At 67.3% G+C, this 13,451-nt stretch carries 12 protein-coding genes; 2 read left to right on the plus strand and 10 right to left on the minus strand.

The genetic code is table 11. The features are described 5' to 3' along the window. Positions 1–78: 78 nt before the first annotated feature. The 7 genes from recN to AXW83_RS10355 form a co-directional block, all read right to left on the minus strand. Positions 79–1,764 (minus strand): DNA repair protein RecN, encoded by a 1,686-nt coding sequence (gene recN / locus AXW83_RS10325; RefSeq protein ID WP_066612991.1) that lies wholly within the window; start codon positions 1,762–1,764, stop codon positions 79–81. Positions 1,765–1,887: 123 nt separating this feature from the next. Then, positions 1,888–2,838, minus strand: a complete 951-nt coding sequence (locus AXW83_RS10330) for an outer membrane protein assembly factor BamD (protein ID WP_082767055.1) — start codon at positions 2,836–2,838, stop codon at positions 1,888–1,890. A gap of 210 nt (positions 2,839–3,048) precedes the next feature. Then, positions 3,049–3,999, minus strand: a complete 951-nt coding sequence (lpxC, locus tag AXW83_RS10335) for a UDP-3-O-acyl-N-acetylglucosamine deacetylase (RefSeq protein WP_066612992.1) — start codon at positions 3,997–3,999, stop codon at positions 3,049–3,051. A gap of 311 nt (positions 4,000–4,310) precedes the next feature. Continuing rightward, on the minus strand, positions 4,311–6,011 hold the full coding sequence (gene ftsZ, locus AXW83_RS10340) for a cell division protein FtsZ (protein ID WP_066612993.1): 1,701 nt from the start codon (positions 6,009–6,011) through the stop codon (positions 4,311–4,313). A gap of 104 nt (positions 6,012–6,115) precedes the next feature. Next, positions 6,116–7,408: a cell division protein FtsA gene (ftsA, locus tag AXW83_RS10345; protein ID WP_066620288.1), complete on the minus strand. Its 1,293-nt coding sequence runs from the start codon at positions 7,406–7,408 to the stop codon at positions 6,116–6,118. Between the two features lie 29 nt (positions 7,409–7,437). Then, positions 7,438–8,355 (minus strand): cell division protein FtsQ/DivIB, encoded by a 918-nt coding sequence (locus tag AXW83_RS10350; protein ID WP_236841878.1) that lies wholly within the window; start codon positions 8,353–8,355, stop codon positions 7,438–7,440. A gap of 14 nt (positions 8,356–8,369) precedes the next feature. Then, positions 8,370–9,284 carry a D-alanine--D-alanine ligase gene (locus tag AXW83_RS10355; RefSeq protein WP_066612998.1) on the minus strand — a complete coding sequence of 305 codons (915 nt, stop codon included), beginning with the start codon at positions 9,282–9,284 and terminating at the stop codon, positions 8,370–8,372. A gap of 140 nt (positions 9,285–9,424) precedes the next feature. Here AXW83_RS10355 and AXW83_RS10360 point away from each other — a divergent pair, with 140 nt between their 5' ends. Together AXW83_RS10360 and AXW83_RS10365 are read left to right on the plus strand one after the other, a co-directional pair. Continuing rightward, positions 9,425–9,667, plus strand: a complete 243-nt coding sequence (locus AXW83_RS10360; RefSeq protein WP_066620291.1) for a BrnT family toxin — start codon at positions 9,425–9,427, stop codon at positions 9,665–9,667. Next, on the plus strand, positions 9,664–9,960 hold the full coding sequence (locus AXW83_RS10365; protein ID WP_066613001.1) for a BrnA antitoxin family protein: 297 nt from the start codon (positions 9,664–9,666) through the stop codon (positions 9,958–9,960). The genes AXW83_RS10360 and AXW83_RS10365 overlap by 4 nt, the downstream gene beginning before the upstream one ends. Before the next feature lie 3 nt (positions 9,961–9,963). Here AXW83_RS10365 and murB read toward each other — a convergent pair whose 3' ends face one another. The 3 genes from murB to murG are packed head-to-tail and all read right to left on the minus strand — an operon-like array spanning position 9,964 to position 13,447. Beyond that, complete coding sequence (gene murB / locus AXW83_RS10370; RefSeq protein WP_066613009.1) at positions 9,964–10,890, minus strand: UDP-N-acetylmuramate dehydrogenase; 927 nt, start codon at positions 10,888–10,890, stop codon at positions 9,964–9,966. A 13-nt stretch (positions 10,891–10,903) separates the two neighbouring features. Then, a complete protein-coding gene (gene murC / locus AXW83_RS10375) occupies positions 10,904–12,328 on the minus strand; it encodes a UDP-N-acetylmuramate--L-alanine ligase (RefSeq protein WP_066613012.1) in 1,425 nt (474 codons plus the stop codon). A gap of 24 nt (positions 12,329–12,352) precedes the next feature. Then, positions 12,353–13,447, minus strand: a complete 1,095-nt coding sequence (gene murG, locus AXW83_RS10380) for an undecaprenyldiphospho-muramoylpentapeptide beta-N-acetylglucosaminyltransferase (protein WP_066613016.1) — start codon at positions 13,445–13,447, stop codon at positions 12,353–12,355. Positions 13,448–13,451 lie beyond the last annotated feature (4 nt).

A 13,451-nucleotide genomic window follows, 5' to 3' on the forward strand; every position in this document is an offset into this window, starting at 1 on the left:
AGGGGGAGAAGGGTTCGCGCTCGGCCGATTCTCCTTTTCAGGCAAGGTTTTCCAGCGCTTTTAGCGGCAAGAACCGCCCTACCCCCGCACGCCCGCCGCCTCCAGCAAACGCCCGGCGGCCGCCCTTGCTTCTTCGGTGATGCTCGCTCCCGCCAGCATCCGTGCGATCTCCTCGCGCCGGGCCTGGTCCTCGAGTGCCGTTACCCGCGTCACCGTGCGCGAGGCGGCGTCGCCCGCCAATGCCGATTTCGCGATCAGGAAATGCTGGCCGGCCTTGGCCGCGACTTGCGGGGCATGCGTCACCGAGATCACCTGCACCTTCGTCGCCAGCCGCGCCAGCCGCTCGCCGATCGCGTCGGCCACCGCGCCACCGACGCCGGTGTCGATCTCGTCGAAGACCAGCGTCGGCGCCGAGCCGCGCTCGGCCAGCACCACCTTGAGCGCCAGCATGAAGCGCGACAGCTCGCCGCCCGAGGCGACCTTCATCATCGGCCCGGGCCGCGTGCCGGGATTGGTCTCGACCCAGAATTCGACACGGTCGAACCCTTCCGGCCCACGCGCCGCCTCGTCGGAATCGATCTGGGTGATGAAGCGCGCCCGCTCCAGCTTCAGCGGCGGCAATTCGCGCTTCACTGCGCCGTCGAGCCGGGCGGCGGCGGCCTTGCGCGCCGCGCTCAACAGCTTCGCCAGCGCCAGGAAATCGGTCTCCGCCGCCTTCAGCTCCGTCTCGAGCCGCGCCAGCGAAGTCTCGCTCTCGTCGAGCGCGGCAAGATCGGCCGCCATGCTCTGCGCCAGCAGGTCGAGCCCATCGACCGGCACGTCGAACTTCCGGCCCGCCGCGCGCAAGGCGAACAATCGCTCCTCGACCCGTTCCTGCTCGCGCGGGTCGTATTCCGCGGCGCGCATCGCGGTGGCCAGCGCCTCGCCGGCCTCCTCCAGCGCCACGATCGCGGTGTTGAGCGCCGCCGATGACGGATCGACCAGATCGGGCGCCTGCCCCGCCCGCCGCTCCAGCCGGCGCAGCACGGCCGCCAGCGCCGGCACCGGCGAGGCCTGCCCGCCCACCGCCTCATAGGCGTCGATCAGGTCGCGCGCCACCTTCTCGGCCTGCATCATGCCCTGGCGGGCGGCGGCCAGCGCCTCCTCCTCGCCGGCTTGCGGCTTGAGCCTGCCAAGCTCATCGACGGCATGGCGCAGGAAGTCGGCCTCCTTGCGCGCGGCCTCGACCCTCATGCGCTGGGCCTGCAAGGCCTGCCTCGCACGTTTGAGCGACTCGCTCGCCTTCGCGACGCCTTCCGCATGTACGTCGAGACCGCCGAAACCGTCGAGGATGACGCGGTGCTGGGCCGGGTCCGTCAGGGCGCGATCGTCATGCTGCCCATGGATCTCGACGATCGCAGCCCCGATCATCCGCAGGATCTGGACGCTGACCGGCTGGTCGTTGACGAAGGCGCGCGTGCGACCGTCGGCATATTGCACCCGGCGCAGGATCAGGTCGCCATCGGTGTCGATCTCCTGCGCCTGGGCGAGCCGGCGCGCGGGATGGTCCATGGGAAGGTCGAAGACGGCGCTGACCTGCCCTTGCGTCTCGCCATGACGCACCAGCCCGCCATCGCCACGACCGCCCAGCGCCAGCGCGAAACCGTCGAGCAGGATCGACTTGCCCGCACCGGTCTCGCCGGTGAGCACGCTCAGGCCGTCGCTGAACGACAGGTCCAGCCTGTCGATCAGCACGATATCGCGGATGGAGAGCTGCACCAGCATGGCGCTCAGAGCATGACGGCGAAAAGCGGGAGCCGGCTTTCGCGGAGCATCATCGTCCCGTCATGTCTCTGCGGCGGTCCTGGACGTCGTGGCATAGGCGGACGGCCTTTACGCTTTGAGCGCCTAGATCTTTCCGAACCCGACGATGCCGGTCACGACCCTCGAGAATCCGTTGAAAGCCCGGCTGATATAGGAACCGCGATCCTCGCGCGGCTGCAGGCCGCCGCTTTCGAGCAGCACATAGGCATCCTTGTACCACGGGCTGTCGGGGAAATTGTGCCCCAGCACCGCGGCCGCCGTCTGCGCCTCGTTGGTGATGCCCAGCGCCATATAGGCTTCGGTCAGGCGCATCAGCGCCTCCTCGACATGGCGGGTGGTCTGGTACTTGGTGATCACGTCGCGGAAGCGGTTGACCGCGCCGGTATAGTTGCGCTTCTCCAGATAGAACCGCCCGACATTCATCTCCTTGCCGGCGAGCTGGTCGCGCGCGATCAGGAGCTTTTCCTTGGCGTCCAGCACGTATTCGGACCGGGGATACTTCTCGATCAGCTCCTGCAGCGCTGCGATCGCGCGCTCGGTGCGCTCCTGGTCGCGCGTCGCGTCCGGGATTTGGTTGAAGTAGGACATCGCCATGATGTACTGCGCGTAGGCCGCGTCCGGGCTCGCCGGGTTCTGCGCGATGAAGCGCTTGGAGGCGGTGATCGCCTCCTCCCATTTGGCGGCCTGATAATTCGTATAGGCCGTGAGAATCAGCCCCTTCTTGGCATAGGGCGAGAAGGGCGACTGCTTGTCGATCTGGTCGAACTTCTTGGCGGCGCCTTCGCTGTCGCCGTTCTGCGCCCGCGCCAGACCCTCATTGTAGAGCTTGTCGGCCGGAACGACCTCGACCACCTCGGGCTTGTAGACCTCAGGCCGGTCGAATGGATTGAGCGAGGACAGCGTATCGCAGCCGCCGAGCAAGATAGCGGTGCCGAGGATCAGGCCGAGATTCCGGTACCGGGCAAGGCTTGTGCGCGCAGCAGGGCTCTCGCGCGTCGATGGGGCGCTGTTGGATATCGGGTTGTTCAGCCGCATGACGCTCACCTCGTCCGTCCTCCTTCGGTCGTCCCCACGCATGGGGACGAATGCCTTACCTCAGACGCAGTGCTTGCGCCACTGTCGAAACGGCGGCGTTCTGCGGCCAAGGCAGCGTTTATTCGACAGGAAACGGGCAATTGGATGGCGCAACGCATTGCCGCCAACCAACTTTCGGTGAGTCGCCTGGCTGCGACCTTCCGCCGATGCTCAGTGTACGTCGGGCGCGAAGGCGGCCGGCGCGGCAGCGGCCATCTGCACGGCGCGCGGCGCGACATAGGCCGGCAGCGCCTCGACGATGGCATAGTTGGCACGGTCGGCGAAGAGCGCCTCCAGGATCCGAACATTGAGGCGGTGGCCGCCGCAATAGGAGCGGAACTCGCCCATGATCGCATAGCCGGCGAGCGCCAGATCACCGATCGCATCGAGCACCTTATGGCGCACGAACTCGTCGCCGTAGCGCAGGCCCTCGGGATTGATCACCTTGTCGTCGCCGATCGCGACCGTGTTGTCGAGCGAGGCGCCGAGCGCGAAACCCGCCTTCCAGAGCTGCTCGACATCGCGCATGAAGCCGAAGGTCCGGGCGCGCGAAATCTCGCGGGCATAGGCCGCCGGCTCCAGATCGAAGACCTTGCGCTGGCGGCCGATCACGGCCGTATCGAAATCGATTTCGACGTCGAGGCGGAAACCGTCGACATCGGACGGCAGCAGCTCGGCGAACGCGCGGCCGTTCTCGACGCGCACCGGCTGCAGGATCTTGATATAGCGGCGGGCCGCATTCAACGTCGTCACGCCGGTCTCTTCGATGGCGGTGACGAACTCGGCGGCGCTGCCGTCCATGATCGGCATTTCCGGCCCGTCGATCTCGACGAGGACATTGTCGATGCCGAGGCCGGAGCAGGCCGACATCAGATGCTCGATGGTCGCGACCGAGGCGGACGCCTTGTCGCCGATCACGGTGCAGAGTTCGGTCGCGCTGACCTTGGTATGCTTGGCGTGGATCAACTGGGCGGGATCGTCACCCAGGCCCTTGCGCAGGAAGACGATGCCGGAATTCGCACTGGAAGGCTTGAGGCAGATGGTGGCGGGAGCCCCGGAGTGCACGCCGATGCCGGTCAATGTGACGGGCGCGCGCAGGGTCGTCTGCCGATCGAAACTCATTCCGTTACCCAATCCTGATCGCCGTTCTCGCAAGGCCCGCGCAAGCGCCGAAACCCACAATCGCTGCGATATCCCTGGATGACGGCGGAGGTGATACTCGCGCCGAAATCCCCGTTAGTGCATCTGCAACATAAGCGCTGCGGACAAAGCGACAAAATCACGCTTTCTTTCGCTGTGTTACAGCACCAATGTGGTCATACAAAATTAAGCAACCCGTTGAGGTATATGGTTTTTAAAACGTTAAAAGGCCCGGCGCGCAAGTGCGCTCCGGGCCTTTGTTCCGCAGTTGCGTAACGGCAGTTCCGCCGCCTTCAGGTCGCCTGCCGGCGCAGGAAGGCCGGGATTTCCAGATGGTCGTCCTCGCCGGCGCGGGTCGGGGTCGGACGGCCCATCGGGTCGAGCTGCCCCTGCGCCGGGCGCGACACCGGCGCCGCGGGACGGCGCATATACTCCGCATGAGCGGCGCTGGGAGCGGCCGCGACCGGCGGCGGCACCTGACGCACGGGTGCCGGTGCGGGCGCATCGGTCATCTCGTCCTCCTTGCGGCCGAAGCCGACCGAGGCGAGGCGCTGCATCAGCGACATGCGCTTCTGGTCGACCGGGCTCGGCTGGGCCGGTCCGGGCTGCGCGCTGCGCTGGGCGTTGATCTGGTTCTGTCCGGGAACGGGCAGGTCCTCGATCCGCGGCATCCGGGTCGGGCGCAGGGCCCGTTCCGGCACGGGCGCGATGAAGTTGTCTTCGAAATGCATCATCGGCTGTTCGACGACGGCGGGCGCGAGAACCGGGGCGGCAGCCATGACGGGACGCGGCGGCTGCGCCGGCTCGATCCGGATATCCTCCGACAGGCTGGCGACGACCGGGGCCGGCATCGGGCGCGGAGCCTCGACGAGCGGCTGGAGGTGCTGCTCCATCACCGGCTCCGGCGCGGGGGCGAAGGGACGCACCGGCACGCTGGTCGTGTTGCGCAGGCGGGCTTCCGCCTTCAGACGCTCGGCGACCTGGGCGATGCGGGCCTCGGTCTCGTCCATCTCGGCCTGGGTGGTGACGGGCTTGTCGATGCCGGTCGCCACGACCGAAACGCGCACGATGCCTTCCAGCGATTCGTCGAAGGTCGCGCCGACGATGATGTTGGCCTCGGAATCGACCTCCTCGCGGATGCGGGTGGCGGCCTCGTCGACCTCGTAGAGCTTCATGTCGCGCCCGCCGGTGATCGAGATCAGCAGGCCGCGCGCACCCTTCATCGAGACGTCGTCGAGCAGCGGGTTGTTGATCGCGGCCTGGGCCGCGGCCAGCGCACGCTTCTCGCCCTGCGCTTCGCCGGTGCCCATCATCGCCTTGCCCATGCCGCGCATCACGGCGCGCACGTCGGCGAAGTCGAGGTTGATCAGGCCCGGGCGCACCATCAGGTCGGTGATGCAGGCGACGCCCGAATAAAGCACCTGGTCGGCCATGCCGAAGGCGTCGGCAAAGCCCGTCGTCTCGTTGGCGACCCGGAACAGGTTCTGGTTCGGGATCACGATCAGCGTATCGACCGCCTCGTTGAGCTCGCCGATGCCGGCTTCCGCCATGCGCATCCGGCGGTGGCCCTCGAACTGGAACGGCTTGGTGACGACGCCGACGGTCAGGATGCCCATGTCGCGGGCGACCCGGGCGATGGCGGGAGCAGCGCCAGTGCCGGTGCCGCCGCCCATGCCGGCGGTGATGAAGACCATGTGAGCGCCCGCCAGATGGTCGCGGATCTCGTCGATGACCTCCTCGGCCGCCGCGCGCCCGACTTCAGGCTGCGAGCCGGCGCCGAGACCCTCGGTGACCTGCAGGCCCATCTGGATGATGCGCGTGGCCCGCGACAGGGCGAGCGCCTGCGCGTCCGTGTTGGCGACGACGAAGTCGACCCCGTCGAGACCGGCCTCGATCATGTTGTTGACCGCATTGCCGCCCGCGCCGCCGACGCCGAACACCGTGATCCGGGGCTTCAGTTCCCGGATGTCCGGGGCTTGCAGATTCATCGCCATGGTTGCCTCTTTTGATCCTTGTCCGGCGCCTGGCGGGAGCCGTCCCGATTGCTATGATTTACGCTTGGGATGCGCGCGGCGAGCGCCGCGCGCATCGATACCCGTCAGAAACTTTCCTTCAGCCACCGCCCGACACGCGAGAAGTAGCCGTCCGTTCCGGTCGCAAAATACGTTCCGCTGGCGCGCGGCTCGAAATGCTCGACATGCGCCACCTGCGGATAGACCAGGAGCCCGACCGAGGCCGCGAAGGCCGGCCCCTTGCCCGCCTCCGGCAAGCCTTTGATGCCGAGCGGACGGCCGGTCCTGACCTGCCCGCCGAGGATGCGGCGCGCCGTCTCGGGCAGGCCCGTCAGCTGGCAGGCTCCGCCCGTCAGCACGACGCGGCGGCCGGCCTGGGCCGAGAAGCCGGCATTGGCCAGCCGATCGCGCACCAGTTCGAGGATCTCCTCGACACGTGGCTTGATGATCCGCACGAGATGCGACTTGGCGAGATGGTTGGGCATGTCGCGTTCGTCGTCGTCGACCTGCGGCACCGAGATCATGTCGCGCTCGTCCGACGCGCTGGCGATGGCCGAGCCGTGCAGCGTCTTCAGCCGCTCTGCCGCCGAGACGCGGGTCGAAAGCCCGCGCGCCACGTCCATGGTGATGTGGTTGCCGCCGACGGCGATCGCGTCGGCGTGCATCAGGTGGCCGCCGGAGAACACGCCGAGGCTGGTCGTACCGCCGCCGAGGTCGACCACGACGACGCCCATCTCAGCCTCGTCGTCGACCAGAACGGAGAGGCCCGACGCATAGGGGGTCGCGACCACGGCCTCGACCTCGAGATGGCAGCGCTCGACCGCCAGCATGACGTTGCGCGCCGCCGAGGCCTCGCTGGCGACGACATGCATGTCGACCGAAAGCTTGGAACCGATCAGCCCGCGCGGATCGAGCACGCCGGGAGATCCGTCGAGCGCGTAGCCCGTTGGCAGGGCATGGAGCACGGCCTTGCCGGGCCGCAGCGCGTGGGTCGCCGCCGCCGCCAGCACGCGCTTCACGTCGCTATCGCCGACCGAACCGCCGCGCAGATCGACGCCGGCGGCATAATGCTGCGAGCCGAGCCGCCCGCCGGTCAGGTTGACGATCACCGACTGGACCTCGACCTTGGCCATGCGCTCGGCCGCATCGACCGCCGCGCGGATCGCGCGCTCGGCGCTTTCGAGATCGACGATCGCGCCGCCCTTTAGGCCGAGCGAGCGCTGATGGCCGATGCCGATGATGCGCGCCACATGGGTACGGCCGCGCAGCCGCTCATTGGCCTCGGCCGGGTTCAGCTCCGCGATCAGGCAGACGACCTTGCTGGTTCCGATGTCGAGAATCGACAGCGTCGCGCTCTTGCGCGACGACAGCGGCCGCATCCGCGGCGTCAGGCCATGGGAGGTCAGGTTCACGCCTCGCCTCCCTTCTTCTTGGTCTTGGACTTGAGCTGGTCGGCGCGGGCGCTGGCGCCCTCCTCCGTCAGCCGCATCACCACCCGGTCGGGCTCGCGCAGATCGATGGCGAGCAGGTCCTTGTCGAGCAGGCGGAAATCGTTTTCCAGCGCGACCAGCCTTTTCAGTGCGTCGGCCGGTGCGACCTCGGGCAGGCGCACGTCCATGCCGTTGTCGAGCTTCAGCGTCCAGCGCCGCCCCGAGACGAGCGTCGCGGCGCGGATACGCTCCGCCAGCGGCCCGGCCTGCGCCTTCAGCGCGATGTATTCGCGAGCACGGTTGTTGGCGTCCGGGCCGACGACCAGCGGCAGATGCGCGAAGCGTCCATCATCCATCTTGTCGATCACGGTTCCGTCGGAGGCGATGACGAAGAGGTCGCCCTTGACCTGCCAGAGCGCGAAGGGCTCGCGCTCGACCAGGGTGATGGCGATTTCGCCGGGATAGAGCTTGCGAACGGTCGCCTGCCGGATCAGCGGCGTCGCCTCCAGCCTTCGGCGCGCCTCGTCGGCATCGAAGAAGGCGAGCGAGCCCTTCGGATCGATGCCGGCCGCAACCAGCACCTCGATCTCCGACAGCTCGGCGATCCCCGAGATGGTGACGCGATCGACGCCCAGCCCGATCAGCCGCGCGATCATGTTTCGCGTCTCGCCCTGGCTCTGGCGCAGCGTTTCGGTATGGCCGCCCATCACCGCACCGGTCCCGAGGCTGATGCCGAGGAAGGCCAGCGCCAGCCAGGTGCCGACGCTGCGCGGCAGGCGCTCGGCGAGCGGAACCGCGGCCGCGCTGCGACGCGAGCGGCGGAACCAGCGGTTCGACCGCTCGCCGACCAGCAATTGCGGTCCGGCGGCAGGGAGCGACGAGCGTGAGGGGGCCATGGCCATTCCCGCTTTCATCGGTCCAGGGAGGCGTCCTCCACGATCCATCTGACGAGTTCACCGAAGTTCAGGCCCGCATGGGCAGCCAATTCGGGCACCAGGCTAGTCTCGGTCATGCCGGGCTGCGTGTTGACCTCCAGCCAGACGAGAGTGTCGCTCTCGTCGTCGTATCGGAAGTCCGACCTGCTAACGCCCCGGCACCCGATTGCTTGATGCGCCGTTAACGAACACTCTTCGATCTGCTGGTAAATTTTTGGTAAAATTTGTGCCGGGCAGATGTGGATCGAGCCACCTTTCGCGTACTTCGCGTCGTAGTCGTAGAACTCGCCCGTAGCGGCTTGTATTTCGGTCACACCGAGCGATTTGCCGCCCATCACGGCGCACGTCAGCTCGCGCCCGGAGATGAAGGGTTCGGCCATCATCGTCTCGCCGCAGGGCCAGTCTTCGCGCGCGATTTCCTGGGGCGGATGCTCGCGCCCCTTCTTCACGATCACGACGCCGACGGAGGACCCCTCGTCGATCGGCTTGAGCACATAAGGCGGTGGCAGCACGTGTTTTTTGGCCGCTTCGAAGCGCGATACGTTGATTCCGGGTGCCACCGGCACGCCGGCGGCCGCAACCACGGTCTTCGCCCGGTCCTTGCGGATGGCGAGCGCCGAGGCCAGCACGCCCGAATGGGTGTAGGGAATGCCCAGGATCTCGAGCAGGCCCTGAATCGTGCCGTCCTCGCCGAAGCGGCCATGCAGGGCATTGAACACGACATCGGGGCGCAGGGCACCAAGCACCTGCGCGATGTCGCGCTGCACATCGACCCGCGTGACGCGGTAGCCGACGCTTTCAAGCGCGTCGGCGCAGCCGGCGCCTGTGTTCAAGCTGACCTCACGCTCGACGGACCAGCCGCCCATCAGCACTGCGACGTGTTTGGTCATCGAGATCGTTGCTCCGTTCGCCCGCAAACTCGGCCGAACGTAGTTAACAGCGCGTTAAGGCATTGCCTGGTGCGCGCGGACCTGGCCGGCGTGTGGCGATGGTATTGTACGGAGCCCAGAAATCTCGTGTATACGAGTTGATGAAGATCTTGTGGGACGAGCGCAAGCGGCTGGTCAATCTCGACAAGCATGGGCTTGATTTTGCCGCGCTTGATGAGGGGCTCTTCGCGCAAGCTGCGATCGGACCGGCAAAGGATGGGCGGCTGATCGCGGTCGGAGAATTGAACGGGGTGGTCACCGTCGTTTTTGTAACGCTGGGGGCCGAGGCGCTATCCGTCATCAGCATGAGACCTGCCTCCAACCGGGAGAGGAGAGGCGTATGACCAAACAATTTGTGCCCGGACGAGGCTACACCAAGGCCGATTGGGATGCCGTTGATAGCCCCGAACTGACCGACGAGGAAATCGCCGGGCTTCGCCCGATGAAGGAGGCGCTTCCGGGGCTCTATGCCGTCCTTCAGGAGGAACTCCGCAAGCGAGGCCCGGCAAAGACCAAGGAATCGATCTCGATCAGGCTCGACATCGATCTGGTCCAGAAGCTGCGCGCCTCGGGTCCGGGCTGGCAGTCGCGCGTCAACGAGGCTCTGCGCGAATGGATCGACAAGCCGGCGGCGTGAGGCTCAGGCCGCCACGCCGATCCGCTTGATCTCCCATTGAAGCTCGAACCCTGACTGCTCCTTGACCCGGCGCCGGACCTCCTCGCCCAGACCCTCGACATCGGCCGCCGTCGCCCCGCCGGCGTTGATCAGGAAGTTGCAGTGCATCTCCGAGACCTGCGCCCCGCCTCTGCGAAGGCCCCGGCAGCCGGCTGCGTCGATCAATTGCCAGGCCTTTCCTCCAGGCGGGTTCTTGAAGGTCGAGCCGCCGGTGCGCTCCTTGATCGGCTGAGCCGCCTCGCGCGCCGCCGTGACGCGGTCCATCTCGACCTGAATTTCGGCCTTGTCCCCCGGCCGACCCTGGAACAGCGCCGAGGTGAAGATGATCTCATGGGTCGCAGCCGCGCTGTTGCGATAGGTGAAGCCCATTTCGGCATGGCTGAAGGTGACGATCTCGCCCGCCCGCGTCACGCCGCGCGCCTCGACCAGCACGTCGGTCGTCTCGCCGCCATGGGCGCCGGCATTCATCCGGAGCGCCCCGCCGATGCAACCGGGAATGCCGCGATAGAAGGCGAGCCCATCCAGCGACGCATCGGCCGCCGCGCGCGCCACCTTGACGTCCGGCACGGCAGTGCCCGCGCGCAGACGATCGCCATCCTCCAGCACGATCTCGCCGAACCCCTTGCCGCCGAGCCGGATCACGACACCGGCGATGCCGCCATCGCGCACGATCAGGTTGGAGCCGAGCCCGACCACGGTGACCGGAACATCGGCGGACAGGTTGGCCAGCAGATAGGCGAGATCCGCCTCGTCGGCCGGCGTGAACAGGACCTGCGCGGGCCCGCCGACGCGGAACCAGGTCAGGCTGGACATGTCGGCATTGGGAAGAAGGCGCCCACGCAGCTCGGGAGCCGCAGCACGGATATCGGGGGTGATGTCTGGGAATGCCATGGTGAGCACCGCGCTAACCCTTCTCCCCTCGGGAGGAAGGAATGGCAGCCAGCTCGCCCGGCAGGGCGTAGGCCCATTGCGTGATGTTTCCCGCACCCAGGAACACGACGTAGTCGCCCGGCCCCGCAAGCTCCGCCACGATGCCGGCGAGCTGTTCCGGCCCCTCCAGCGCCAGCGCATGACGATGGCCGCGCGCCTTTATGCCCGAAACCAGCGAATCGCGGTCGGCGCCCGCGATCGGTGCTTCTCCGGCTGCATAAGTCTCCGCCACGATCACCGTATCGGCATCGTTGAAACAGGCGGCGAAATCGTCGAACAGGCTGGCGAGCCGGGTATAGCGGTGCGGCTGCATGATCGCGATCACCTTGCCTTTCGTGGAGGCGCGCGCCGCCTTCAGCACGGCGGCGATCTCGACGGGGTGGTGGCCGTAATCGTCGAAGATCAACGCGCCGTTCCACTCGCCCGTCTTTGTGAAACGCCGCTTGACGCCGCCGAACCCTGCCAGCGCCGCGCGGATGCTTTCGACGGGAATGCCGAGATCATAGGCGACCGCGATGGCCGCCGTGGCGTTGAGCGCATTATGGTGGCCCGGCATCGGCATGATCAGGTCGCGCACGATCTCGTCGCGGCCGCGCTTGCGATCGCGGATCAGTAGCGTGAATTTGGCCTGCCCGCCCGACAGATCGATGTCGATCAGCCGGAAATCGGCCTGCGGATTCTCGCCATAGGTAATCACGCGCCGATCCTCGATCTGCCCAACCAGCCCCTGCACCGTCGCATGGTCGATGCACATCACCGCGAAACCGTAGAACGGCAGGTTCTCGATGAAGGCCCGGAACGCCGCCTTGATCGCGTCGAAGGTGCCGAAATGGTCGAGGTGCTCGGGGTCGATATTGGTGACGATCGCGACGTCCGCCGGCAGCTTCAGGAAGGTGCCGTCGCTCTCGTCGGCCTCGACCACCATCCAGTCGCTTTCGCCCATGCGGGCATTGGTGCCGTAGGCGTTGATGATGCCGCCATTGATCACGGTCGGGTCGAGCCCGCCCTTCTCCAGCAGCGTCGCCACCAGCGAGGTCGTCGTCGTCTTGCCATGCGTGCCGGCGATGGCGATCGAGGATTTCAGCCGCATCAGCTCGGCCAGCATCTCGGCGCGGCGCACCACCGGCAGGCGCTGCTCGCGCGCCGCCATCAGCTCGGGGTTGTCGCGCCGAATCGCGGTCGAGACCACGACGACCTCCGCCCCGTCGATATGCGAGGCATCATGGCCGATGAAGGTGGTGATGCCCTTCTCGGCCAGGCGGCGGACATTGGCGTTGTCGGAGGCGTCCGAGCCTTGCACCTTGTAGCCGAGATTGTGCAGCACCTCGGCGATGCCGGACATGCCGATGCCGCCGATGCCGACGAAATGGATGGCGCCGAGTTTTGGCGGCAGCTTCATGGCAGGGAAATCCTCGCTTGCGGGCTAGAGCCCGGCGGTCTCGATCACGAGGCGGGCGAGTCGATCGGCCGCATCGGGGATTCCGGCGCTCTTGGCGTTTGCGGCCATGGTCGTCAAGCGGCTGGGCGCGGCGAGCAGGTCGGAGAGCTCGGTTGCCAGCCGCCTTGGCGTGAAGTCCGGCTGCAGGATGCGGACCGTCCCGCCGGCCTTTTCAAGCACCGCGGCATTGGCCGCCTGGTCCTGGTCGAGCGAACCCGGCAGCGGCACCAGGATCGACGGCCGGCCGATCACCGTGAGCTCGGCGACAGTCGAGGCGCCCGAACGCGCGACGACGAGATGAGCACGCGCCATGCGCGTCGGCAAATCCTTGAAGAACGGCGCGATCTCCGCCCTGAGGCCGAGACCGGCATAGATGCCGCGCACCCGCTCCTCGTCCTCAGTCCGGGCCTGCTGGACGATGTGCAGCCGGGCGATTTCCTCGCGGGACATGAGCTTGACTGCAGGCGGCACCGTCTCTGCCATCACCCGCGCGCCCTGGCTGCCGCCGAAGACGAGGAGTTCGACGACACCGGTCCCCGGCTCGGGATAGGGCGAAACCGCCGCCACCACCGCAGGCCGGACCGGATTACCGACCTGCCGGCATTTCGCCTGCGCCGTCTCCGACAGCCCGCCGACCTCGGAAAACCCGGTCGCGATCACATCGACGCGCCCGGCCAGGAAGCGGTTGGCCCGGCCGATCACGGCATTCTGCTCATGCACCATGGTCCTGATGCCAAGCAGCGACGCCGCCAGCACCGGCGGCACCGTCGGGTAGCCGCCGAAGCCGACGACGATGGCGGGTTTGACCTGTTTCAGGACCCGGCGCGCCGCGAACACGCCCTTGGCGAGCACGATCGCGGCAGCGGCCATCCGGATCGGGGAACGCCCCGAGGGTGTCGCCGCCGGCACGGCATGGACCGCCTCGGCCGGAAAATCGCCAGCATACTCGACGGCGCGCTCATCGGTGATCAGCACGACCCTCGCGCCGCGCTCGCGCAGCGCATGGCTCAGCGCCTCGGCGGGAAAGAGATGGCCGCCCGTACCGCCGGCGGCGAGAGCGATCAGGGGTGCTTGTGCCATCGCG

The organism is Bosea sp. PAMC 26642, assembly GCF_001562255.1.
Taxonomy (GTDB): Bacteria; Pseudomonadota; Alphaproteobacteria; order Rhizobiales; family Beijerinckiaceae; genus Allobosea.

Bases quoted from the DNA above. Each gene is read 5' to 3' on its own strand.
- recN (WP_066612991.1), bottom strand. From the start codon at position 1,764: ATGCTGGTGCAGCTCTCCATCCGCGATATCGTGCTGATCGACAGGCTG.
- AXW83_RS10330 (WP_082767055.1), bottom strand. From the start codon at position 2,838: ATGCGGCTGAACAACCCGATATCCAACAGCGCCCCATCGACGCGCGAG.
- lpxC (WP_066612992.1), bottom strand. From the start codon at position 3,999: ATGAGTTTCGATCGGCAGACGACCCTGCGCGCGCCCGTCACATTGACC.
- ftsZ (WP_066612993.1), bottom strand. From the start codon at position 6,011: ATGGCGATGAATCTGCAAGCCCCGGACATCCGGGAACTGAAGCCCCGG.
- ftsA (WP_066620288.1), bottom strand. From the start codon at position 7,408: ATGCGGCCGCTGTCGTCGCGCAAGAGCGCGACGCTGTCGATTCTCGAC.
- AXW83_RS10350 (WP_236841878.1), bottom strand. From the start codon at position 8,355: ATGGCCCCCTCACGCTCGTCGCTCCCTGCCGCCGGACCGCAATTGCTG.
- AXW83_RS10355 (WP_066612998.1), bottom strand. From the start codon at position 9,284: ATGACCAAACACGTCGCAGTGCTGATGGGCGGCTGGTCCGTCGAGCGT.
- AXW83_RS10360 (WP_066620291.1), top strand. From the start codon at position 9,425: ATGAAGATCTTGTGGGACGAGCGCAAGCGGCTGGTCAATCTCGACAAG.
- AXW83_RS10365 (WP_066613001.1), top strand. From the start codon at position 9,664: ATGACCAAACAATTTGTGCCCGGACGAGGCTACACCAAGGCCGATTGG.
- murB (WP_066613009.1), bottom strand. From the start codon at position 10,890: ATGGCATTCCCAGACATCACCCCCGATATCCGTGCTGCGGCTCCCGAG.
- murC (WP_066613012.1), bottom strand. From the start codon at position 12,328: ATGAAGCTGCCGCCAAAACTCGGCGCCATCCATTTCGTCGGCATCGGC.
- murG (WP_066613016.1), bottom strand. From the start codon at position 13,447: ATGGCACAAGCACCCCTGATCGCTCTCGCCGCCGGCGGTACGGGCGGC.